Annotated in this window: 36 protein-coding genes and 1 tRNA gene; all 37 read left to right on the forward strand. The window is 39.2% G+C overall.

Translation table 11 applies throughout. From position 1 onward, the window contains the following. The first annotated feature begins 303 nt into the window (after window positions 1-303). The 37 genes from rpsJ (at window position 304) to HMPREF3182_RS02715 (ending at window position 18,881) form a co-directional block, all read left to right on the forward strand. On the forward strand, window positions 304-615 hold the full coding sequence (gene rpsJ, locus HMPREF3182_RS02535) for a 30S ribosomal protein S10 (protein ID WP_007392383.1): 312 nt from the start codon (window positions 304-306) through the stop codon (window positions 613-615). A 14-nt stretch (window positions 616-629) separates the two neighbouring features. Then, entirely contained in the window at window positions 630-1,268 is a 639-nt protein-coding gene (gene rplC / locus HMPREF3182_RS02540) for a 50S ribosomal protein L3 (RefSeq protein WP_007392384.1), read from the forward strand. Window positions 1,269-1,300: 32 nt separating this feature from the next. Further along, entirely contained in the window at window positions 1,301-1,924 is a 624-nt protein-coding gene (gene rplD / locus HMPREF3182_RS02545) for a 50S ribosomal protein L4 (protein WP_007392386.1), read from the forward strand. Continuing rightward, window positions 1,924-2,208 carry a 50S ribosomal protein L23 gene (gene rplW, locus HMPREF3182_RS02550; RefSeq protein ID WP_007392358.1) on the forward strand — a complete coding sequence of 95 codons (285 nt, stop codon included), beginning with the start codon at window positions 1,924-1,926 and terminating at the stop codon, window positions 2,206-2,208. Before rplD ends, rplW begins: the two co-directional genes overlap by 1 nt. 28 nt (window positions 2,209-2,236) lie before the next feature. Then, window positions 2,237-3,064, forward strand: a complete 828-nt coding sequence (gene rplB / locus HMPREF3182_RS02555) for a 50S ribosomal protein L2 (protein ID WP_007392370.1) — start codon at window positions 2,237-2,239, stop codon at window positions 3,062-3,064. Window positions 3,065-3,086: 22 nt separating this feature from the next. Continuing rightward, window positions 3,087-3,365 carry a 30S ribosomal protein S19 gene (rpsS, locus tag HMPREF3182_RS02560; protein WP_007392382.1) on the forward strand — a complete coding sequence of 93 codons (279 nt, stop codon included), beginning with the start codon at window positions 3,087-3,089 and terminating at the stop codon, window positions 3,363-3,365. Window positions 3,366-3,379: 14 nt separating this feature from the next. Beyond that, entirely contained in the window at window positions 3,380-3,715 is a 336-nt protein-coding gene (rplV, locus tag HMPREF3182_RS02565) for a 50S ribosomal protein L22 (RefSeq protein WP_007392380.1), read from the forward strand. A 13-nt stretch (window positions 3,716-3,728) separates the two neighbouring features. Further along, entirely contained in the window at window positions 3,729-4,400 is a 672-nt protein-coding gene (gene rpsC / locus HMPREF3182_RS02570) for a 30S ribosomal protein S3 (protein ID WP_007392376.1), read from the forward strand. After that, window positions 4,400-4,837, forward strand: coding sequence for a 50S ribosomal protein L16 (gene rplP / locus HMPREF3182_RS02575; RefSeq protein WP_007392359.1), 438 nt, complete (start codon window positions 4,400-4,402; stop codon window positions 4,835-4,837). The genes rpsC and rplP overlap by 1 nt, the downstream gene beginning before the upstream one ends. Then, window positions 4,827-5,021 carry a 50S ribosomal protein L29 gene (gene rpmC / locus HMPREF3182_RS02580; RefSeq protein WP_007392365.1) on the forward strand — a complete coding sequence of 65 codons (195 nt, stop codon included), beginning with the start codon at window positions 4,827-4,829 and terminating at the stop codon, window positions 5,019-5,021. Before rplP ends, rpmC begins: the two co-directional genes overlap by 11 nt. Before the next feature lie 44 nt (window positions 5,022-5,065). After that, window positions 5,066-5,320, forward strand: a complete 255-nt coding sequence (gene rpsQ, locus HMPREF3182_RS02585; RefSeq protein ID WP_062485331.1) for a 30S ribosomal protein S17 — start codon at window positions 5,066-5,068, stop codon at window positions 5,318-5,320. 26 nt (window positions 5,321-5,346) lie between these two features. Then, window positions 5,347-5,715 carry a 50S ribosomal protein L14 gene (gene rplN, locus HMPREF3182_RS02590; protein WP_007392360.1) on the forward strand — a complete coding sequence of 123 codons (369 nt, stop codon included), beginning with the start codon at window positions 5,347-5,349 and terminating at the stop codon, window positions 5,713-5,715. An 18-nt stretch (window positions 5,716-5,733) separates the two neighbouring features. After that, the gene (gene rplX / locus HMPREF3182_RS02595) at window positions 5,734-6,051 is read left to right on the forward strand and encodes a 50S ribosomal protein L24 (protein ID WP_007392371.1); all 318 of its coding nucleotides are present in this window, start codon (window positions 5,734-5,736) and stop codon (window positions 6,049-6,051) included. Between the two features lie 22 nt (window positions 6,052-6,073). Next, window positions 6,074-6,613: a 50S ribosomal protein L5 gene (gene rplE, locus HMPREF3182_RS02600; RefSeq protein WP_007392369.1), complete on the forward strand. Its 540-nt coding sequence runs from the start codon at window positions 6,074-6,076 to the stop codon at window positions 6,611-6,613. An 18-nt stretch (window positions 6,614-6,631) separates the two neighbouring features. Then, window positions 6,632-6,901 carry a 30S ribosomal protein S14 gene (gene rpsN / locus HMPREF3182_RS02605; protein WP_007392362.1) on the forward strand — a complete coding sequence of 90 codons (270 nt, stop codon included), beginning with the start codon at window positions 6,632-6,634 and terminating at the stop codon, window positions 6,899-6,901. A gap of 29 nt (window positions 6,902-6,930) precedes the next feature. Continuing rightward, on the forward strand, window positions 6,931-7,323 hold the full coding sequence (gene rpsH / locus HMPREF3182_RS02610; protein ID WP_007392374.1) for a 30S ribosomal protein S8: 393 nt from the start codon (window positions 6,931-6,933) through the stop codon (window positions 7,321-7,323). Window positions 7,324-7,340: 17 nt separating this feature from the next. Next, window positions 7,341-7,883, forward strand: coding sequence for a 50S ribosomal protein L6 (rplF, locus tag HMPREF3182_RS02615; RefSeq protein ID WP_007392367.1), 543 nt, complete (start codon window positions 7,341-7,343; stop codon window positions 7,881-7,883). Between the two features lie 33 nt (window positions 7,884-7,916). Next, a complete protein-coding gene (rplR, locus tag HMPREF3182_RS02620) occupies window positions 7,917-8,276 on the forward strand; it encodes a 50S ribosomal protein L18 (protein ID WP_007392388.1) in 360 nt (119 codons plus the stop codon). An 18-nt stretch (window positions 8,277-8,294) separates the two neighbouring features. Next, a complete protein-coding gene (gene rpsE / locus HMPREF3182_RS02625; protein ID WP_007392378.1) occupies window positions 8,295-8,795 on the forward strand; it encodes a 30S ribosomal protein S5 in 501 nt (166 codons plus the stop codon). A gap of 17 nt (window positions 8,796-8,812) precedes the next feature. Continuing rightward, complete coding sequence (gene rpmD / locus HMPREF3182_RS02630; protein ID WP_007392361.1) at window positions 8,813-8,992, forward strand: 50S ribosomal protein L30; 180 nt, start codon at window positions 8,813-8,815, stop codon at window positions 8,990-8,992. 20 nt (window positions 8,993-9,012) lie between these two features. Beyond that, the gene (gene rplO, locus HMPREF3182_RS02635; RefSeq protein ID WP_007392364.1) at window positions 9,013-9,453 is read left to right on the forward strand and encodes a 50S ribosomal protein L15; all 441 of its coding nucleotides are present in this window, start codon (window positions 9,013-9,015) and stop codon (window positions 9,451-9,453) included. A gap of 1 nt (window position 9,454) precedes the next feature. Further along, window positions 9,455-10,717, forward strand: a complete 1,263-nt coding sequence (secY, locus tag HMPREF3182_RS02640) for a preprotein translocase subunit SecY (RefSeq protein WP_007392363.1) — start codon at window positions 9,455-9,457, stop codon at window positions 10,715-10,717. A gap of 15 nt (window positions 10,718-10,732) precedes the next feature. Next, window positions 10,733-11,383: an adenylate kinase gene (locus HMPREF3182_RS02645; protein ID WP_007392373.1), complete on the forward strand. Its 651-nt coding sequence runs from the start codon at window positions 10,733-10,735 to the stop codon at window positions 11,381-11,383. Window position 11,384: 1 nt separating this feature from the next. After that, window positions 11,385-12,131, forward strand: a complete 747-nt coding sequence (gene map / locus HMPREF3182_RS02650; protein WP_007392366.1) for a type I methionyl aminopeptidase — start codon at window positions 11,385-11,387, stop codon at window positions 12,129-12,131. Between the two features lie 253 nt (window positions 12,132-12,384). Then, window positions 12,385-12,603 carry a translation initiation factor IF-1 gene (gene infA, locus HMPREF3182_RS02655; protein ID WP_007392372.1) on the forward strand — a complete coding sequence of 73 codons (219 nt, stop codon included), beginning with the start codon at window positions 12,385-12,387 and terminating at the stop codon, window positions 12,601-12,603. 24 nt (window positions 12,604-12,627) lie between these two features. Further along, window positions 12,628-12,741: a 50S ribosomal protein L36 gene (rpmJ, locus tag HMPREF3182_RS02660; protein WP_007391661.1), complete on the forward strand. Its 114-nt coding sequence runs from the start codon at window positions 12,628-12,630 to the stop codon at window positions 12,739-12,741. 22 nt (window positions 12,742-12,763) lie between these two features. Next, complete coding sequence (rpsM, locus tag HMPREF3182_RS02665; protein WP_007392377.1) at window positions 12,764-13,132, forward strand: 30S ribosomal protein S13; 369 nt, start codon at window positions 12,764-12,766, stop codon at window positions 13,130-13,132. A gap of 20 nt (window positions 13,133-13,152) precedes the next feature. Then, complete coding sequence (gene rpsK, locus HMPREF3182_RS02670; protein ID WP_007392368.1) at window positions 13,153-13,551, forward strand: 30S ribosomal protein S11; 399 nt, start codon at window positions 13,153-13,155, stop codon at window positions 13,549-13,551. A gap of 44 nt (window positions 13,552-13,595) precedes the next feature. After that, the gene (locus HMPREF3182_RS02675) at window positions 13,596-14,573 is read left to right on the forward strand and encodes a DNA-directed RNA polymerase subunit alpha (RefSeq protein WP_007392385.1); all 978 of its coding nucleotides are present in this window, start codon (window positions 13,596-13,598) and stop codon (window positions 14,571-14,573) included. Window positions 14,574-14,590: 17 nt separating this feature from the next. Next, window positions 14,591-14,929 (forward strand): 50S ribosomal protein L17, encoded by a 339-nt coding sequence (gene rplQ / locus HMPREF3182_RS02680; protein ID WP_007392381.1) that lies wholly within the window; start codon window positions 14,591-14,593, stop codon window positions 14,927-14,929. 32 nt (window positions 14,930-14,961) lie between these two features. Continuing rightward, window positions 14,962-15,456 carry a DUF3783 domain-containing protein gene (locus HMPREF3182_RS02685; protein WP_235808632.1) on the forward strand — a complete coding sequence of 165 codons (495 nt, stop codon included), beginning with the start codon at window positions 14,962-14,964 and terminating at the stop codon, window positions 15,454-15,456. Beyond that, on the forward strand, window positions 15,453-15,926 hold the full coding sequence (locus HMPREF3182_RS02690) for an 8-oxo-dGTP diphosphatase (RefSeq protein ID WP_007392375.1): 474 nt from the start codon (window positions 15,453-15,455) through the stop codon (window positions 15,924-15,926). Before HMPREF3182_RS02685 ends, HMPREF3182_RS02690 begins: the two co-directional genes overlap by 4 nt. A gap of 114 nt (window positions 15,927-16,040) precedes the next feature. Continuing rightward, the gene (locus HMPREF3182_RS02695; protein ID WP_062485332.1) at window positions 16,041-16,355 is read left to right on the forward strand and encodes an MTH1187 family thiamine-binding protein; all 315 of its coding nucleotides are present in this window, start codon (window positions 16,041-16,043) and stop codon (window positions 16,353-16,355) included. An 83-nt stretch (window positions 16,356-16,438) separates the two neighbouring features. After that, window positions 16,439-16,529, forward strand: a tRNA-Ser gene (locus HMPREF3182_RS02700). Between the two features lie 186 nt (window positions 16,530-16,715). Further along, on the forward strand, window positions 16,716-17,540 hold the full coding sequence (gene pgeF, locus HMPREF3182_RS02705; RefSeq protein ID WP_062485334.1) for a peptidoglycan editing factor PgeF: 825 nt from the start codon (window positions 16,716-16,718) through the stop codon (window positions 17,538-17,540). Window positions 17,541-17,692: 152 nt separating this feature from the next. Further along, window positions 17,693-18,376 carry a YggS family pyridoxal phosphate-dependent enzyme gene (locus tag HMPREF3182_RS02710; protein ID WP_062485336.1) on the forward strand — a complete coding sequence of 228 codons (684 nt, stop codon included), beginning with the start codon at window positions 17,693-17,695 and terminating at the stop codon, window positions 18,374-18,376. A gap of 13 nt (window positions 18,377-18,389) precedes the next feature. Continuing rightward, window positions 18,390-18,881, forward strand: coding sequence for a cell division protein SepF (locus HMPREF3182_RS02715; RefSeq protein ID WP_007392565.1), 492 nt, complete (start codon window positions 18,390-18,392; stop codon window positions 18,879-18,881). Window positions 18,882-18,896 lie beyond the last annotated feature (15 nt).

The raw sequence follows: 18,896 nt of genomic DNA on the forward strand, positions 1-18,896 counted from the left end.
AGGCGCTGGTGTTGTTTCAGAAATTGAAGCATAATCACTTATCTAAAAGGGTTACAGATTATTCTGTAACCCTTTTAGCATATTATTTATGCAAAAAAAATATAATTGAATAGCGAAATTTGTGCAAAAAAAAGAAAAAAACTTGCATGCACACACGGTTTGTAGTAAAATGGGTAAGTACGTGACAACAGGCATAGTATGATCTGTTGCATGTAAAACTATGATGTAAGATGTTGCCCAGTTTTGGGGAAACTCTTATGGAGCAGTCTATTCAAAGAAATGGACGATAGGAGGAATTCAGTAATGGCAAAACAGGAAAGAATCAGAATTCGCCTAAAAGCTTATGATCACAAAATATTAGATCAAAGTGCGGCGAAAATCGTCGATACGGCGAAACGGACAGGTGCCATGGTATCTGGCCCGATTCCACTTCCGACGGAAAAAAACATTTTCACGATTTTGCGTTCACCTCATGTCAATAAAGACTCGCGTGAACAATTCGAATTACGTACACACAAACGGTTGATTGATATTCTTGAAGCATCTAGCAAAACCGTGGATGCTTTGATGCGTCTCGATCTCCCCGCAGGTGTAGACATTGAAATTAAAGCATAGGAGGAGGTGCGATTATGTCTAAAGCTATTTTGGGTAAAAAGTTAGGAATGACTCAAATCTTCACTGAAGAAGGTACGGTTGTTCCTGTAACGGTCGTAGAAGCAACCCCGAATGTAGTGGTGCGTGTAAAAACAGTAGATACGGACGGCTATAATTCGATTCAAATCGGCTACGGCGAAATTAAAGAAAAGCATTTAACAAAACCTGTTAAAGGACAATTTGACAAGGCAGGCGTGACGCCTGTTAAATATCTTCGCGAATTGCGTATGACGGATGTGCCGGAATATACGGTTGGCCAAACTCTGGCAGCTGATATTTTCGCAAGCGGCGATCTCGTCGATGTAATTGGCACCAGCAAAGGAAAGGGTTTTGCCGGTACGATTAAACGTCACGGGTTCCATCGCGGACCCATGGGACATGGTTCTAAATCTCATCGTGAACCAGGGTCACTCGGACCTATGATCAGTGGTGGTGGCGGTAAAGTCATCAAAGGCAAAAAACTTCCTGGGCAAATGGGTGGTAATCAAGCAACGGTATTGCATCTTTCGGTAGTTAAAGTGGATACGGAGAAAAATCTTATCTTGATTAAAGGTGGCATTCCGGGTGCCAAAGGTAGCCTTGTTATGATCCGTGATACGGTGAAACCACGCTAATAGTTGTCATACAGGAAGGAGGAAAAAATAATATGCCAAAAGTACATACCTATAATATTGCTGGTACACAAACTGGCGAAATAGAATTAAATGATAGTGTGTTTGGCGTTGAAGTAAATGAAGCGGTAATGCGACAAGCGTTGCTTCGTCAACTTGCTAATGAACGTCTGGGCACGCATTCTACAAAAACGAGAGGCTTGGTTCGCGGTGGCGGCAGAAAGCCATGGAAACAAAAAGGAACTGGTCGTGCTCGTGTAGGGAGTTCGCGAAGCCCCTTGTGGGTTGGTGGCGGAACCATTTGGGGACCCCATCCTCGCTCATATGCACAAAAAATGCCTCGTAAAGCTAGACGTCTAGCTGTTAAGTCGGCATTGAGTGATAAGGTAAATACGAATGAATTATTTGTGTTGGATGAAATTAATTTAGCTGCATCAAAAACAAAAGAAATTGTAGCGTTGATTAATAACTTTAAATTTACGGGCGAAAAAGTGTTGTTTGTTACTGATAATGACGTGATTGTAGAACGCTGTGCTCGTAATATTGAAGGAGTTAAGGCTATTTCGACGGAAGGCGTCAATATGTTTGATTTGCTTCATTATACGAAATTGTTTGTGACAAAAAGTGCAGTAGCTAAGATTGAGGAGGTGCTTGCATAATGGAAATGCATGATCTCTTGTTAAAACCCGTTATTACAGAAAAAACAACGATGCTTATGTCGGATGGAAAATATACGTTTAGAGTTCCATTGAAAGCGAATAAGGTAGAAATTCGTAAAGCTGTTGAACAGGTATTCAACGTGCATGTTACGAAAGTAAACACGATTCGCGTATTAGGCAAAGTAAAGAGAATGGGAAAATTCGAAGGAAAACGTTCGGATTATAAAAAAGCTATTGTAACACTTCAAGAAGGCGAAACAATCGAATTCTTTGAAGGGGCTTAAGGAATAAGGAAATAAAGGAGGCACAATAATGGCCATTAAATCATTTAAGCCGTATTCCGCTAGTCGTCGATTCATGACAGTTTCTACATTTGAAGAAATTACGACGTCTAAACCGGAAAAATCCTTGTTAGTGAAATTAACTAATAAGGGCGGCCGTAACAACAGCGGTCGGATGACTGTTCGCCATCAAGGTGGTGGACATAAACGCCGTTATCGTTTAATTGATTTTAAACGTATTAAAGATAATATTCCAGCAAAAGTGGCGACAATTGAATACGATCCGAATCGCTCTGCTAATATTGCTTTATTATTCTATGCAGATGGAGAAAAGAAATATATTATTGCACCAAATGGATTAAAAGTGGGCGATGTTTTATATAGTGGCCCTGAATCAGATATTAAAATCGGAAATGCATTGCCGTTGGCCAATATTCCGTTGGGGACATTGGTACATAATGTTGAAATGAAAATTGGCAAGGGTGCTCAAATGGTGCGCTCTGCAGGTGAATCTGCTCAACTTATGGCCAAAGAAGGAAATTATGCATTGTTGCGTTTGCCTTCAGGGGAATTGCGTCAAGTTCATATTCGGTGCCGAGCTACGGTAGGCGTAGTGGGAAATACGGACTATGAAAACATTACGATTGGTAAAGCTGGTCGTTCTCGGTGGAAAGGCATTCGTCCTGGCAACCGCGGGGTTGTTATGAATCCATGTGATCATCCTCATGGCGGTGGTGAAGGGAAGGCTCCTGTTGGGCGTAAACGTCCAGTTACTCCTTGGGGTAAACCGGCTTACGGTGTTAAAACTCGTGATGCTAAAAAAGCTTCTAGTAAGTTTATTGTGAAGAGACGTAAATAGGTCTTGGAAAGGAGATAAATCAGTGTCCAGATCCGTAAAGAAGGGCCCATTTGTTGCTGCACATCTCTTGAAAAAAGTGGAAGCTATGAATGAAGCCAATGAAAAGAAAGTAGTGAAAACATGGTCACGTGCATCTACTATATTGCCTAGCTTTGTAGGACATACGATTGCTGTTCATGATGGTCGTAAACATGTACCAGTATATGTTACAGAAGATATGGTTGGCCATAAATTAGGAGAATTTGCTCCTACACGTACATTTAAAGGTCACGCTAAGTCCGAAAAAGTGACGGGAAGATAAGGGAGGTAAAATAAATGGAAGCAAAAGCTATTGCTAAACATATTCGCATTGCCCCCCGGAAGATTCGCATCGTAGTGGACTTAATTCGGGGCAAAAATGTTGCGGAAGCACTTGCAATTTTGAAATTTACTCCAAAAGTAGGCTCACGTGTAGTGGAAAAAACGCTTCGGTCTGCTATTGCAAATGCAGAACATAATAATGATATGAATGTTGATAAGTTATATGTTTCAGAAATTTTTGTTGATCAAGATGCGACAATGAAACGTATTCATCCGCGTAGTCGTGGACAAGCTTTTAAGATTTTAAAGCATTCTAGTCATGTGACTGTTGTGGTAAAAGAAAGAGCATAAGGAGGGAAACGTAGTGGGTCAAAAAGTTAATGCCCATGGATTTCGTGTAGGTGTTGTAAAACCCTGGGATGCCAAATGGTATGCAGAAAAGGATTATGCAACATTGTTAAATGAAGACGTGAAAATCCGGGAATTCTTAAAGGAACAGCTGTTTATTGCGGGCGTTTCTCGTATTGAAATTGAACGGTCTGCTAAACGTATTAAATTAATTATTCACACGGCAAAACCAGGAATGGTTATTGGTCGCGGTGGTGCGGGTATTGAAGATATTAAAAAAGCGTTGAAGAAATTTACTTCAAAGACAGTAGATGTTAATATTGCAGAAATTAAACAAGCGGAATTAGATGCTACATTGGTAGCAGAAAATATTGCTAGTCAATTGGAACGTCGAATTGGTTTTCGTCGTGCAATGAAACAAAGCGTAGGACGTACGATGCGTATGGGTGCTAAGGGAATTAAGATTATGTGCTCAGGACGTTTGGGCGGAGCTGAAATAGCACGTAGCGAAAGCGTTCGCGATGGATCTATTCCACTTCATACTCTTCGTGCAGATATTGATTATGGCTTTGCTGAAGCACATACTACCTATGGTTGTATTGGTATTAAATGCTGGATTTATAAAGGCGAAATTTTACCAGAAGCAAAGCAAACTGCATCTACAAAGCACGAAAGGAGTGAGGCTTAATGTTAATTCCGAAACGTGTTAAATATCGTAAACAATTTCGTGGTCGCATGAAGGGACGTGCTATGCGCGGTAATAAAGTTGCTCATGGCGAATTTGGATTAGTAGCAGCTGAGCCATCATGGATTACGAATCGTCAAATTGAAGCTGCACGTATTGCTATGACACGTTATATTAAACGTGGTGGTAAGGTATGGATTAAGATATTCCCTGATAAGCCTATTACGGCTAAGCCGGCTGGTACTCGTATGGGTTCTGGTAAAGGGGCCCCCGAATATTGGGTAGCTGTAGCGAAGCCAGGACGGGTTCTTTTTGAAATGGGTGGTGTATCAGAAGTTGTTGCACGTGAAGCAATGCGTCTTGCAAGCCATAAATTACCAATTAAAACGAAGTTTGTTGTTAGAGGTCAGGAATTAGGTGGTGAACAACATGAAGGTTAAAGAAATCCGTAATCTGAGTGCTGCCGAATTGAATGAAAAAGTGGTTAGTTTAAAAGAAGAGTTGTTTAACCTCCGTTTTCAACATGCGACCGGCCAATTAGAAAATCCAAAGCGTATCCGTGAAGTAAAAAAGACAATTGCTCGTATTAAGACGGTACAGCGTGAAGCTGAATTAAACGCATAAGAGTTATAATCATATTGGTAATCTAAAAGGAGGTCACAGCACAGATGGAAAGAAATGAACGGAAAATCCGTATTGGTAAAGTTGTTAGTGATAAAATGGACAAAACCGTTGTAGTTACTGTCGAATATAAGACACAACATAAGTTGTATAGAAAACCAATTGTTTCTTCGGTCAAATTTAAAGCACATGATGAAAATAATGAATGCCATGTTGGCGATATTGTGCGTATAGAAGAAACTCGTCGTTTATCTAAAGATAAACATTGGAGAGTTGTTTCGATTTTGGAAAAGGCTCAATAAGTTTGTGAGAATTAGGAGGGTAAGCCATGATTCAGCAAGAAACTATGTTGAATGTTGCCGATAACACGGGCGCTAAAAAGTTATTGTGCATTCAAGTTATGGGTGGTTCATATCGTAAATATGGCAACATTGGTGATATCATTACGGCATCTGTTAAAGATGCATCACCCGGTGGCGTTGTCAAGAAAGGCGACGTAGTAAAAGCTGTTATCGTTCGTTCGAAAAAGGGATTACGTCGTGTTGATGGATCGTATATTCGTTTTGATGAAAATGCAGCAGTAGTAATAAATAATGATAAAAACCCTAAAGGTACTCGTATTTTTGGACCGGTTGCTAGAGAATTGCGTGAAAAAGATTTCATGAAAATTATCTCCTTGGCTCCGGAAGTATTGTAATCGGAGGGGGTGTTCTAAGTGAGTAAATTGCACGTAAAAAAAGGCGATACGGTTATTGTTATTGCTGGTAAAGAAAAAGGTAAAAAAGGTAAGGTTATTGAAGCGCTTCCAAAGAAAGAACGTGTTGTTGTGGAAGGACTCAATCTTGTAAAACGACATACAAAACCTAGTCAGAATAATCCTCAAGGTGGAATTTTAACAAAAGAAGCACCAATTCATGTTTCTAATGTTATGCTCGTGGATCCTGAAAGTGGTAAACCGACTCGTGTAAGAATGGTACTGCAAGCAGATGGGACGAAAGTGCGGACAGCTGTAAAGAGCGGTAAAGCAATCTAATTCAGAAAGGAGGGCCTTGAGAGTGTCCAGATTAAAAGACAAATACCTTTCCGAAGTGGCGAAAGGATTACAGGAAAAATATAATTATAAAAATGTCATGCAAATTCCAAAGGTAACTAAAGTTGTTATTAACATGGCAGTAGGTGAAGCTGTTAGTAATTCTAAAGCGTTAGATGCAGCAGTTAATGATATGACGATCATTTCCGGACAAAAACCCATTATCACAAAAGCAAAAAAATCTATCGCTGCTTTTAAAGTTCGTGAAGGCATGAAATTGGGTTGTAAAGTAACGTTGCGTGGTCAGCAAATGTATGAATTTTTAGATAAATTGATGAATTTGGCATTACCTCGTGTACGTGACTTTCATGGCGTTAGTGCTACTGGATTTGATGGTAGAGGAAATTATACGCTGGGATTAAAAGAACAGCTTATTTTCCCTGAAATTGAGTATGATAAAATTGATAAGACTCGTGGCATGGATATAACTATCGTTACTACGGCAAACACGGACGAAGAAAGTCGTGATATGCTAGCGTTAATGGGCATGCCTTTTGAAAAGTAATAAGGAGGATTTGAATACATGGCAAAGAAATCTATGCTTGAACGTGAAAAGAAACGTGAAAAAGTGGTTGCCAAATATGCTAAACTCCGGGCAGAGTTGAAAGCGAAAGGGGATTATGAAGCGCTTTCTCAGCTTCCGGCAAATGCATCACCGGTACGCTTGCACAATCGTTGCAAAGTAACCGGCCGTCCTCACGGTTATATGCGTAAATTCGGTATCTGCCGTATTACATTCCGTGAACTGGCTTATAAAGGCCAAATTCCTGGCGTCAAAAAAGCCAGCTGGTAAGGTATTCCATGGAGGGAGGTTTTTAGATTATGGCAATGACCGATCCGATTGCGGATATGCTCACTCGAATCCGCAATGCCAATTCGGCAGAGCATCAAACAGTAGAAATGCCGGCTTCTAAGATGAAAGCAGCGGTGCTTGAAATTCTTAAAGAAGAAGGTTTTATAAAGAATTATGAATCCATTAATGAAGGGAAACAACTACGTGTTGTTTTAAAATATGGTTCTAATAAAGAAAGAGTAATTACCGGTATCAAGAGGATTTCTAAGCCAGGATTACGCGTATATGCAGGAAAAGAAGAACTTCCACGCGTTCTTGGTGGTTTGGGAATTGCAGTAATTTCTACATCTAAAGGAGTTATGAGTGACAAACAAGCTCGTAAAATCGGTTTAGGTGGCGAAGTTATCGCTTACGTCTGGTAAAAATTGGAGGTGTCAGTATGTCTCGAGTAGGTAGAATGCCTATTGATATCCCTGCAGGCGTAAGTGTAAGCCTTAACGGCCCCGTGATTACCGTCAAAGGACCAAAAGGTGAACTTACACGTACGCTTCACCAGGATATAAAAGTTTCAGTAGCAGATAATGTTATTACGGTGGAACGTCCATCAGATGAAAAAAATCATCGTGCCTTACATGGCCTTACGCGTGCTTTAGTCGCTAATATGGTTATAGGCGTTACAGAAGGGTTTAAAAAAGAATTGGAAATTGTTGGTGTTGGATATAGAGCTCAAATGAAAGGCAATAAATTAGCCTTGACGTTAGGCTTTTCACATCCTTTGGAATTAGAAGCACCAGAAGGTATTAAGATTGAATGCCCTAGTGCCACATCTATTGTTATTTCTGGGGCCAATAAAGAACATGTTGGTGAATTTGCAGCTAAAGTACGTGGATATCGTTTGCCTGAACCTTATAAAGGAAAAGGTATTAAATATGTAGGCGAACATATTCGTCGTAAAGCAGGTAAAGCTGGTACGAAGAAATAGAAATACTAGTTATTATAGAAAGGAGTGAATTCCTTGAAGAAGAGTAAAAATGCCGTTCGTGTAAAAAGGCATTGGCGTTTACGCAAACAAATTAGCGGTACAGCAGAACGTCCTCGTTTGAACGTTTTTCGTAGTTTGACTAATATCTATGCACAAATTATTGATGATCAAAAGGGTGTAACCTTAGTAGCTGCTAGTTCGTTAGACAAAGAAATTAAGGATCAAAAAAATGGTGGTAATGCTGAAGGTGCTAAATTAGTTGGTGCTTTGGTTGCTAAAAGAGCTATTGAAAAAGGCATTACTACAGTTGTTTTTGACCGTGGTGGTTATATTTATCATGGTCGTGTTGCTGCGTTAGCTACGGCAGCTCGCGAAGCAGGTTTGAAATTTTAAAAGAGGAGGAAATAACACATGGCAAAAGTTGACCATGCAGGTCTTGAGTTACAAGAAAATGTTGTATTCATAAATCGTGTTGCTAAGGTAGTTAAAGGTGGCCGTCGTTTTTCCTTCAGTGCACTTGTTGTCGTTGGCGATGGGAATGGACGTGTAGGAGCTGGCTTAGGTAAAGCCGGTGAAGTTCCGGAAGCAATTCGTAAAGGCGTAGAAGATGCGAAAAAGCATTTAGTATCTATTTCTCTTAAGAATGGATCTATTCCACATCAAGTTACAGGTATTTTTGGAGCGGGGCAAGTATTGTTAAAGCCTGCTGCTGAAGGTACGGGTGTTATTGCGGGTGGTCCTGTTCGTGCTGTCTTGGAACTAGCTGGCGTACGTAATATTCTTACAAAATCTATCGGTTCTTCAAATCCTAATAATATGGTACAAGCTACTATTGAAGGATTAAGTCGCTTAAAGGATGTTAATAAAGTAGCAGAACTTCGAGGCAAAACGGTAGAAGAAATTTATGGTTAAGAAGGAGGATATATATAATGGCTCAAGTAAAAGTTACCCTTGTCAAGAGTCTTGCTGGGCACCCTGGGGATCAACGGGCAACCGTTGTTGCTTTAGGATTGGGAAAAACCAATTCTAGTGTCGTTAAAGATATAAATCCTCAGATAAAAGGGATGCTTCATAAAGTTAGACATTTAGTAAAGGTTGAAGAAATTTAATATAAAGGAGGTGCGGTTCATTGAAACTTCATGAAATGACTATTGTTCCTGGTTCTAAGAAAAAACGCAATCGCGTAGGCCGTGGTATTGGATCGGGAAACGGCAAAACATCAGGGAAAGGAATGAAAGGGCAACTTTCTAGAAGTGGCGGTGGCAAAAGACCAGGATTTGAAGGTGGACAAATGCCTTTGTATCGGTTGCTTCCAAAACGTGGATTTACCAATATTTGGGCAAAAGAATACGCAGAAGTTAATGTGTCTGTGTTAAATCGTTTTGAAGATGGAACAACCGTAGATCCCGTGGCTTTAGTAGAAGCAGGTATTCTCAAGAATGTTTGCGATGGAGTGCGTATTCTTGGAAACGGCGAATTAGAAAAAAAATTGACTGTTGTCGCACAAGGATTCACTAAATCAGCACAGCAGAAAATTGAAGCGGCCGGTGGTAAAGTAGAGGTGATCTAAGGTGTTGGAAAACCTCCAAAATGTAATAAACGTTTCTGAATTTAGGAAACGTGCTATATTTACCTTGATCATGTTTATCGTTTTTAGACTGGGTGTCCATATTCCTGTACCAGGTGTGGACTCCTCAGTTATCGAAAATTTATTTACCAGTGGAAATCTGTTTGGCTTGTTAGACTTGTTTTCTGGTGGGGCGTTAAGTAAGTTTTCTATCCTTGCCATGAGTATTACACCTTATATTAACGCATCTATTATCATGCAATTACTTACGTCTGTTGTTCCTACATTTGAACAGTGGGCAAAAGATAATCAAGACGGTCGTGATAAAATTCAAAAGGTTACCCGTTATGGTACCGTTGCCCTAGCACTTATCCAGGCTTTAGCTATGAGTTATGCTTTAAAAGTAAATAATGCTTTGGTGGTTGATAGCTGGAGTACGGTTATTATGGTTACATTAATATTGACAGCAGGAACTTGTTTCTTGATGTGGTTAGGTGACCAAATTACGGCGGGGGGGATTGGAAATGGGATATCGTTGATTATTTTTGCCGGTATCGTCGCTCGTTTTCCCAATGGTTGTGCTACGGTGTATAAGTATATACAAGCTGGATCGATTAATATTTTTCAAGCGATTTTATTTGTTATTATTGCATTCTTTATGATTGCAATAGTTGTTGAAGTAACACAAGGAACGCGACGTGTTACCGTACAATATGCAAAACGTATTGTCGGCAGGAAAATGTATGGAGGACATTCCACGCATATTCCTTTAAAAGTAAATCAAGCTGGTGTTATTCCGCTTATTTTTGCTTCTTCCGTTTTGATGTTCCCTGTTACTATTGCTCAATTTTCACAGAATGCAACGATTAAGATGGTTGCAGGATGGTTCGCGTGGGGGACTGTAACAAATACAGTGATGTATGCGATTTTGATTTTCTTCTTCACGTATTTCTACACGGCCATTTCATTGAATATTCCGCAGCTTACGGAAAATATGCAAAAATATGGTGGTTTTATTCCTGGAATTCGTCCAGGTCAACCAACAGCAAAACATATCGACAAAATTATGACGCGTATTACGTTAGCCGGTGCATTTTTCTTGGCGTTTGTAGCTATTTTACCTAATTTTATTGGGTGGATTACAGGAGTTCAAGGAGTATATTTTGGCGGTACGGCATTGTTGATTGTTGTAGGTGTTGCAATTGATACGATGAAACAGGCAGAATCTTTGGTTTTGAATAAGCAATATCAAGGGTTTATGAAGTAAAGGAGGAAGATTAGTGTGTATATTCTTTTAATGGGTCCTCCTGGGGCCGGTAAAGGTACACAAGCTGAGAGATTGATTGAAACTTATGGAATCTCTCAGATTTCGACAGGAGATATGTTCCGTGCAGCTGTAAAAGAACAAACTCCGTTGGGATTAGAAGCACAAAAATATATGGATAATGGTCAATTAGTTCCAGATGCTGTTACTGTAGGAATTGTCAAAGAACGGTTGGCAAAAGAGGATTGCAAAAAAGGTTTTATTTTAGATGGATTTCCTCGTACTACATCTCAAGCAGTATCACTTGATGCCATTTTACGTGACTTACATATCACTTTAAATGGTGTGGTGAATATCGTGGTTTCTGATGATGCACTAATAGAACGTACTACGGGCAGACAAATTTGTCGTACTTGTGGAGCAACGTATCATCTTTCGTTTAAGCCCACTAAAAAACAAGGGGTATGTGATAAATGCGGTGGTGAATTATACCAGCGTGATGATGACAAAATGGAAACAGTAAAAAAAAGACTTAGTGTATACGCTGCTCAAACAAAGCCGTTAATTGATTACTATAAAAATTCCAATTTGTATATTGAAATTAATGGTGAACGTGATATGGAGGCGGTTTTCAATGATATTGTAGAACGCCTTGGAAAGAGTAAATGATATGGTCATATTGAAGTCTAAACGGGAAATTGAATATATTCGCGAAGCAGGAAAAATAACGGCAAACGCTCTGTTACTGATGAGAGAGTTAGCGAAGCCAGGTGTTACAACTGGAGAGTTAGATCGGCGTTGCGAAGAATTTATTCGCAGTTGTGGAGCCTTTCCTAGCTGTAAAGGATATTATGGTTTTCCAGCCACGATTTGTGCTAGTGTGAATGAAGAAGTAGTTCACGGTATTCCGGGAAGGCGTAAGTTAAAAGAAGGGGACATAATCAGTGTTGACCTGGTAGTTAACAAAAATGGCTATCATGGAGATGCCACTGTGACGATTCCCATTGGACATGTTGCTCCAGAAATTATGAAGTTAGTGCAAGTAACTGAAGAGTGTTTGCAAAAAGGTATAGAACAAGCTGTTGTAGGAAATCATTTAGGTGATATCGGACACGCTGTGCAAACACATGCAGAATCTCATGGATATGGGGTGGTTCGTGATTATGTTGGGCACGGGATCGGAACAGATATGCATGAGGATCCAGAAGTGCGAAATTATGGATTACCTGGTCATGGTGAAATATTAGAGTCTGGCTTGGTAATTGCTATTGAACCTATGATTAACATGGGAACAGAAAAGGTATATCAATTGAAAAACGGTTGGACTGTTGTTACAAAAGATAAAAAACCAGCTGCTCATTTTGAACATACCGTGGCGATTACTGATAATGGTCCGGAAATTTTGACATTACCGTGATAAAGGGCTTACATAGAGATGGATTTGGTAGTTAGGCGAAAGACAAAATCATTTGTATGTGATTGTTGGCAAAGTGGATTATCCTAACGTATGGATTGCTGACGGGAGAAAGTACAAAGTGGATAAGCCGTAGAACAATGCCGGCAACTCCGTATCATGAAGGGTTATATTAGATGTTCATGATAATCAGCAATGAATGGATATGATTCGTAATAAAAACGGATTGAGACGGATTTGATCAGGGAGGTTATACATGTCTAAGGAAGATGTCATTGAAGTAGAAGGTATAGTTGTAGAAGCACTGCCCAATGCCATGTTTAAAGTAAAATTAGAAAATGAGCATATTGTGTTAGCTCATGTATCAGGAAAAATGCGTATGAATTTTATTCGTATCTTACCAGGTGATCGGGTAACGATGGAGTTGACCCCGTATGATCTGAATCGCGGTCGTATTACATACCGCTTTAAGTAAGATGAATTACGTAGGAGGTTAATTATGAAGGTAAAACCGTCAGTAAAAAAGATTTGTGAAAAATGTAAAATTATTAAGCGCAAAGGCCGTGTTATGGTTATTTGCGAAAATCCTAAACATAAGCAGAAACAAGGATAATAGACTGGAGGTGGATGAATAGATGGCACGTATAGCCGGTGTGGATTTACCACGCGATAAGCGAGTGGAAGTAGGTTTAACATATATTTTTGGTATTGGTCTTTCTTCTTCTCAAGAAATTTTGAAAAAAACGGGAATTAATCCAGATACTCGCGTTCGAGATTTGACAGAAGATGAAGTTCAGAAAATTCGCGAAGTAATTGGAGCTGATTACAAGGTAGAAGGGGATCTTCGTCGAGAAGGTGCATTGAACGTAAAGCGTTTAATTGAAATTAACTCGTACAGAGGAAAACGTCATCGTGCAGGCCTTCCTGTCCGGGGACAACGTAGTAAAACGAACGCACGTACACGTAAAGGTCCAAGAAAAGCTATTGCAGGTAAAAAGAAATAACTTATTGAGTAAGGAGGGAAATGATTTTGGCAAAGAATAACGTAAGAAATACTAAAAGAAAAGAAAAGAAACATGTAGAATCAGGAGCAGCACACATTCGGTCTACATTTAATAATACGATTGTCACCATTAGTGATACAAAGGGAAATGCTTTATCTTGGGCTAGTGCTGGTGGTATGGGCTTTCGTGGTTCGCGTAAAAGCACTCCGTTTGCAGCTCAAATGGCGGCAGAACAGGCTGCAAAAGCAGCAATGGAACATGGATTGCGTCAAGTTGAAGTCTTTGTAAAAGGACCAGGTTCAGGTCGTGAGGCAGCTATTCGTGCATTACAAGCCGCAGGTTTAGAAGTCAATGCGATTAAAGACGTAACTCCTATCCCGCATAATGGTTGCCGTCCACCAAAACGTAGACGTGTATAATAGTTACCGAATTAGATTGATTCTGGAATGGGAGGATTTTCCAAATGATGGATGATAATAAATTTAAAGTAACGATCGTTGAAAGAAGTGACAACGGTACCTATGGAAAATTCGTATGTGAACCCTTGGATCGGGGGTACGGAATCACGTTGGGAAACAGTTTGCGTCGCGTCCTACTTTCTTCATTGGATGGCGTTGCAATCACTTCTATAAAAATTGACGGTGTATTACATGAATTTTCTACAATTCCAGGTGTTCGAGAAGATATTTCTGAAATTATTTTGAACTTAAAACAATTGCGGTTGCGATTTACGCGAGAAGAAGTAGAACAGTTGGATATCATCGTCGATATTAATGGTGAATGTGAATTTACCGCAAAAGATCTTGATGTGAACTCAGACGTAGAAATTTTAAATCCGGAACTTCATATTGCTACTTTGGACACGGATGCTCATATTTATATGGTATGCCATATTGAACGAGGAAAAGGGTATGTTCCGTCTACCAAAAACAAGAAAGATACGGATGTTATTGGAGTCATTCCTATTGACTCTATCTTCTCACCCATTGTTCGTACAAAGTATGAAGTGGGAAATATTCGAGTCGGAAACGAAATGGACTATGATTCGTTGACTTTAGAAGTACAAACCGATGGGAGTATTGCCGCAGAAAATGCGGTTGCTAAAGCAGCGTCGATTATGGTAAGCTATTTGGATTATTTTCAAAAGATTGCAAGTGATCCACTTGCAAATGAAGCATTAGCACCATTTACGACTCTTGAGGGAGAAGAAGAAGAAGAAGATAAAGGACCAGAATTAGAGCAAGTAAAAATAGATGTCTTGGATTTATCCGTACGGGCATCGAATTGCTTGAAACGGGCCAATATTTATACTTTAGGGGATTTAGTAGAACGGACAGAAGATGATTTATCGAAAATACGTAATTTAGGTAGAAAGTCCGTTGATGAAATCATTGAAAAACTTAAAGATTACGGATTTGATCTGAAATCTAACGAAGAATAGTTCGAGGAGGATGAACGATGGCTTATAGAAAGTTAGGACGTGACAGCTCTGCTCGTAAAGCTTTATTGCGTAGCATTGTTACCTCGTTATTCCAGCATGAACGCATTGAAACGACAGAAGCAAAGGCAAAAGAACTTCGTAAAATAGCAGATAAAATGATAACATTAGCTAAACGCGGAGATTTACATGCTCGTCGACAAGTGCTAGCATACATGATGGATGAAAGTGTAGTAAAAAAATTATTCGATGAAATCGCTGGTAAATATGCAGATCGTCAAGGCGGCTATACGCGGATTATTAAATCTGGCGTGCGTCAAGGTGATGCAGCTCCGATGGTTATTATCGAATTAGTATAAGTTGAATAGTCCCACTTAGTGAAGGTAAGGGGATGTTATTACGCCGTTGTGGGAAACTGCAACGGCTTTTTTTCGGAGGAATTGATATGGTAAAAAAGAGTGTGTTAGCCATTAATTTTAATGAAGAGCGGTTGAAACAATTAAAACGATTATCACTGTTAGTCAAAGCTCAAGTTAAAGCAGTTACTGAACTAGATAAAGAAGAACCGTTAGGAAAAGTAGTAGGCTTTACTGAGCAAGAGATCAAGGCGATAACAGAACAAATTGCAGCAAACAATGAAAATCAAACTACCGATAATATGGACAATGAAGATATTATCATTGAAGAACCGGTGACAAAAGAGGCTATTGTTCTTTGCGGCTTTGAAAATAAAGATGTGCATACATTGTTAGATGCGATTAGAGGCAGTTCATTGAAGAGCGTACCATTAAAAGCTATGTTAACTTCATACAATATTACATGGAAAATTTCAGATATGTTAATCGAACTAGCTAAAGAGTATGAATATTTTAGGCAACGCAAATGAGAGATACATCTTTAGTGTTTCCTATTAGTATAACTGGTGATATTTTGTTAGGTAAAAAAAAGCGAGGCTTTGGTGTAGGCAAATGGAATGGTTTTGGAGGCAAGTTGGAAGGCTCAGAATCATATCTAGCATGTGCTATACGAGAAGTAAAAGAAGAAGTTGGCTTGCATGTTACCCCGGAAGAACTAGTATTATATGGAATACTGTTTTTTGAATTTCAAAATAATAGAGATTGGAATCATAAGGGATATGTGTATATTGCAACTTCTTTTCAAGGCACGCCTATAGAATCAGAAGAAATGTTGCCGCAATGGTTTGCGTTAGATGCGATACCATATACATACATGTGGAAAGCCGATAGGATATGGCTGCCTCATGTGTTGGCAAGGGAAAAAGTAAGTGGAACGATTCTTTTTTCTGCGAATGGCGAAGAACTTCTTAAAACCGATTTAAAATACACTAATACATAATAAATAAAAAGCCAATTTCTATTTTGAAATTGGCTTTTTATTTATTACTACTAGAAATATATGATACAATATATAAAAAACGAAACGGATATTATAAAAAAAGGAGAGATAAGGATGAATACATTAATTGCTTTATGCATTGCCCCTTGTGGAACGGGAGATGAATACGCTCCGTATGTTGCAGAAATTGTACGTATTATTAGAAAATCAGGACTACCCAATCGTACGCATGCTATGTTTACAGAAATAGAAGGCGAATGGGATGATGTGATGGCCGTTGTTAAAGAAGCGACTGAATACTTGACCAATAAAGGGTTGCGAACAGAAGTGATATTGAAGGCAGATATACGGCCAGGCTATACTCATATGATGGAGAATAAGCCGTTGGCTGTCGAAACGATTCTTCAAGCAAAAGAGGGTAAGCCCTAAGTATACAGAGATAGCATTTTAATTTTCAAATAAAGTTATTGACAAAAAAATATATTTATAGTAAACTAACATAGTCAATACGAGGAGTGGTACTCAAGAGGCTGAAGAGGACGGTTTGCTAAATCGTTAGGGCTCGTGAGGGTCGCGAGAGTTCGAATCTCTCCCACTCCGCCATAAAAACAAGGCACAATTAGGTGACCTTGTTTTTTTTATAAGTATATGGAAATGTAACATATAGGATATGCCAAGTAGTTGTTGACAATGGTGTTATATAGTAAAATAATAGAAGTTATCATAGTAACAAGTAGTCAAGTAAAGATAGAATAAGCGTAGATATGTTGAACATGGAGTAAAAAAGATATGAATAATCTAATGGATACGCAATGGTGCTGTCATGCAAATGGAATTGCATGGGAAATGGCAACAGCCATGCAACAGCGTGGCTTTATCCATGGCGTTACCGGAAAAATGGGTGGCGTTAGTCATTACCCTTATGAATCGTTAAATTTAGCACTACATGTAGGTGATAATCCTAAAGATGTATTAGAAAATAGAAGAAGGCTATGTCACACCATAGGTTGTAAAGTAACCGATATGACGTTTGCCAAACAGACCCACATGGATCATATTGTCGCGGTAGGGCCCGCGGAATGTGGAAGCGGAGCAGGAAGTTATGATTCTGCATTAGATCATACAGATGCGTTAATGACCGATCATAAAAATATGCCGTTATTTATTTGCGTAGCTGATTGTGTACCCGTTATTTTATATGACTATAAAAGACACGCTTGTGCAGTTATTCATGCGGGATGGCGAGGTTCGGCGGCAAATATCGTAACAAAGACAGTATTTGCCATGTCCGTTGTTTATGGCTCTAATCCCCAAAATATTTTTGCGTTTATTGGCCCTTCCATATCGGCGGCACATTTTGAAGTTAGTCGTACAACGGCGTTGATATTTAAAGACTTAGGGGAGGCTTATCATACTTGTGTGAAAGATGAGGCAGAGCGAAGAACCGTTGACTTATGGCAAGTTAATTATTTGCAATTGGTGGAAAAAGGTATAGACCCTGCACATATTACGGTTACAAAGCAATGCGTATTTTCGCAAGAAAGACGATTCTTTTCTTATCGTCGTGATGGTGGTACAACAGGGAGAATGGTTGCCTTTGCTATGTTACAATAGAAAACATGTTCAGCGATAATAGTCATTTTTCTTCTTTAAAGAGGTTTGACGTGCTTTTTTCTAAAAATAACTAGCATTTATTAGCAGTAATAGATATAATAAAAGATGTAGTATTTTACTTAGTAATACATAAATAGTTCGGAGGGATTTTCTTGATTAAGGATCAAATAGAAATAGTGCAGTCGAGAATACAAGCTGCTTTATCTCGAGTAGGGAGGACAGATCCAGTCATTTTAATCGCTGTAACTAAAAATCATCCTGTTTCTTCTATGCGAGATGCGATAAATAATGGCATTATTCATGTAGGAGAAAATAAAGTGCAAGAAGCCTTGCGTAAGCAAGAAGAATTTCCTGACAATGGAGCAACGTGGCATCTTATTGGTCATTTGCAGACAAACAAGGCTAAAATGGCGGTATCTCATTTTGATTTAATTCATTCAATTGATTCAGTACATGTGTTGCAAGCGGTTCAACATGCGGCAGCACAGATACAAAAAGTGCAAGATATATTATTGCAAGTAAATATAGCACGAGAAGAAAGTAAGTTTGGTATGACGGTTGAAGACTTTCCGGAAATTTGCAAACTGGCATCAACACTACCGAATGTTTGTGTGCGAGGACTTATGTGTATAGCACCCGATATGGAAAATGTAGAAGACGTACGTCCTATTTTTCGCATAGCACATGCTTTATATGAGAATATGAAACACACATTTATGGAGGGACAAATTCAATATCTGTCTATGGGGATGACACATGATTTTGAAATTGCAATAGAAGAAGGCGCAAATATGGTTCGTATAGGTACGGCAATTTTTGGGTCAAGAAATTATTAAGGAGGAGTACACCATGGGATTAAAAGGGTTATTAACTCGTACTGTCAATTTTTTAGGAGGCGGTGAAGAAGAAGAGTTTGAAACAGATGGATATGGGTATGAAACAGAGGCAGACGATAAGGAAGTGCAAAAACCATCGCAAACAAGAAATGTTAGCTTAGGGGCTACGGGTATTGGGCGTAGCGGCTATGTATCACGGCGAGAAGAACCGTTAAAAATGGTGGTAGTAGAACCTGAAGTATTTGAAGATTCAAAAGTTATCGTAGATCATTTGCGTGCACGTACTCCCGTTATTATTAATTTTGAGGCAACAGAGCAAAAAATTAAAGAACGGGTAAACGACTATGTTAGCGGGGCAACCTATGCTGTGGATGGACGAATTCGTTCGGTAGGAAAAAACATATTAGTGTGTGTACCAGAAAACATAGAAATTGATAATAGTAAACCTGATTTTAAGGTGAGTAAATTAAATTGGTCTGCCCCGGATGTTCAAGATCCGCAATAGAACAATTGAGGTGTT

This window comes from Megasphaera hutchinsoni, assembly GCF_001553405.1.
Taxonomy (GTDB): Bacteria; Bacillota; Negativicutes; order Veillonellales; family Megasphaeraceae; genus Megasphaera; species Megasphaera hutchinsoni.

What these genes read in the sequence shown, in the direction of transcription:
- rplC (WP_007392384.1), top strand. Translation starts at nt 630, where the DNA reads ATGTCTAAAGCTATTTTGGGTAAAAAGTTAGGAATGACTCAAATCTTC.
- map (WP_007392366.1), top strand. Translation starts at nt 11,385, where the DNA reads ATGGTCATATTGAAGTCTAAACGGGAAATTGAATATATTCGCGAAGCA.
- rpmC (WP_007392365.1), top strand. Translation starts at nt 4,827, where the DNA reads ATGAAGGTTAAAGAAATCCGTAATCTGAGTGCTGCCGAATTGAATGAA.
- pgeF (WP_062485334.1), top strand. Translation starts at nt 16,716, where the DNA reads ATGAATAATCTAATGGATACGCAATGGTGCTGTCATGCAAATGGAATT.
- HMPREF3182_RS02675 (WP_007392385.1), top strand. Translation starts at nt 13,596, where the DNA reads ATGATGGATGATAATAAATTTAAAGTAACGATCGTTGAAAGAAGTGAC.
- rpsM (WP_007392377.1), top strand. Translation starts at nt 12,764, where the DNA reads ATGGCACGTATAGCCGGTGTGGATTTACCACGCGATAAGCGAGTGGAA.
- rplD (WP_007392386.1), top strand. Translation starts at nt 1,301, where the DNA reads ATGCCAAAAGTACATACCTATAATATTGCTGGTACACAAACTGGCGAA.
- rplV (WP_007392380.1), top strand. Translation starts at nt 3,380, where the DNA reads ATGGAAGCAAAAGCTATTGCTAAACATATTCGCATTGCCCCCCGGAAG.
- rpsQ (WP_062485331.1), top strand. Translation starts at nt 5,066, where the DNA reads ATGGAAAGAAATGAACGGAAAATCCGTATTGGTAAAGTTGTTAGTGAT.
- rpsN (WP_007392362.1), top strand. Translation starts at nt 6,632, where the DNA reads ATGGCAAAGAAATCTATGCTTGAACGTGAAAAGAAACGTGAAAAAGTG.
- infA (WP_007392372.1), top strand. Translation starts at nt 12,385, where the DNA reads ATGTCTAAGGAAGATGTCATTGAAGTAGAAGGTATAGTTGTAGAAGCA.
- rplF (WP_007392367.1), top strand. Translation starts at nt 7,341, where the DNA reads ATGTCTCGAGTAGGTAGAATGCCTATTGATATCCCTGCAGGCGTAAGT.
- rplB (WP_007392370.1), top strand. Translation starts at nt 2,237, where the DNA reads ATGGCCATTAAATCATTTAAGCCGTATTCCGCTAGTCGTCGATTCATG.
- HMPREF3182_RS02690 (WP_007392375.1), top strand. Translation starts at nt 15,453, where the DNA reads ATGAGAGATACATCTTTAGTGTTTCCTATTAGTATAACTGGTGATATT.
- rpsK (WP_007392368.1), top strand. Translation starts at nt 13,153, where the DNA reads ATGATTTTGGCAAAGAATAACGTAAGAAATACTAAAAGAAAAGAAAAG.
- rplP (WP_007392359.1), top strand. Translation starts at nt 4,400, where the DNA reads ATGTTAATTCCGAAACGTGTTAAATATCGTAAACAATTTCGTGGTCGC.
- HMPREF3182_RS02715 (WP_007392565.1), top strand. Translation starts at nt 18,390, where the DNA reads ATGGGATTAAAAGGGTTATTAACTCGTACTGTCAATTTTTTAGGAGGC.
- HMPREF3182_RS02695 (WP_062485332.1), top strand. Translation starts at nt 16,041, where the DNA reads ATGAATACATTAATTGCTTTATGCATTGCCCCTTGTGGAACGGGAGAT.
- HMPREF3182_RS02685 (WP_235808632.1), top strand. Translation starts at nt 14,962, where the DNA reads ATGTTATTACGCCGTTGTGGGAAACTGCAACGGCTTTTTTTCGGAGGA.
- rpsH (WP_007392374.1), top strand. Translation starts at nt 6,931, where the DNA reads ATGGCAATGACCGATCCGATTGCGGATATGCTCACTCGAATCCGCAAT.
- rplW (WP_007392358.1), top strand. Translation starts at nt 1,924, where the DNA reads ATGGAAATGCATGATCTCTTGTTAAAACCCGTTATTACAGAAAAAACA.
- rpsJ (WP_007392383.1), top strand. Translation starts at nt 304, where the DNA reads ATGGCAAAACAGGAAAGAATCAGAATTCGCCTAAAAGCTTATGATCAC.
- rpsE (WP_007392378.1), top strand. Translation starts at nt 8,295, where the DNA reads ATGGCAAAAGTTGACCATGCAGGTCTTGAGTTACAAGAAAATGTTGTA.
- rpmJ (WP_007391661.1), top strand. Translation starts at nt 12,628, where the DNA reads ATGAAGGTAAAACCGTCAGTAAAAAAGATTTGTGAAAAATGTAAAATT.
- rplQ (WP_007392381.1), top strand. Translation starts at nt 14,591, where the DNA reads ATGGCTTATAGAAAGTTAGGACGTGACAGCTCTGCTCGTAAAGCTTTA.
- rplN (WP_007392360.1), top strand. Translation starts at nt 5,347, where the DNA reads ATGATTCAGCAAGAAACTATGTTGAATGTTGCCGATAACACGGGCGCT.
- rpmD (WP_007392361.1), top strand. Translation starts at nt 8,813, where the DNA reads ATGGCTCAAGTAAAAGTTACCCTTGTCAAGAGTCTTGCTGGGCACCCT.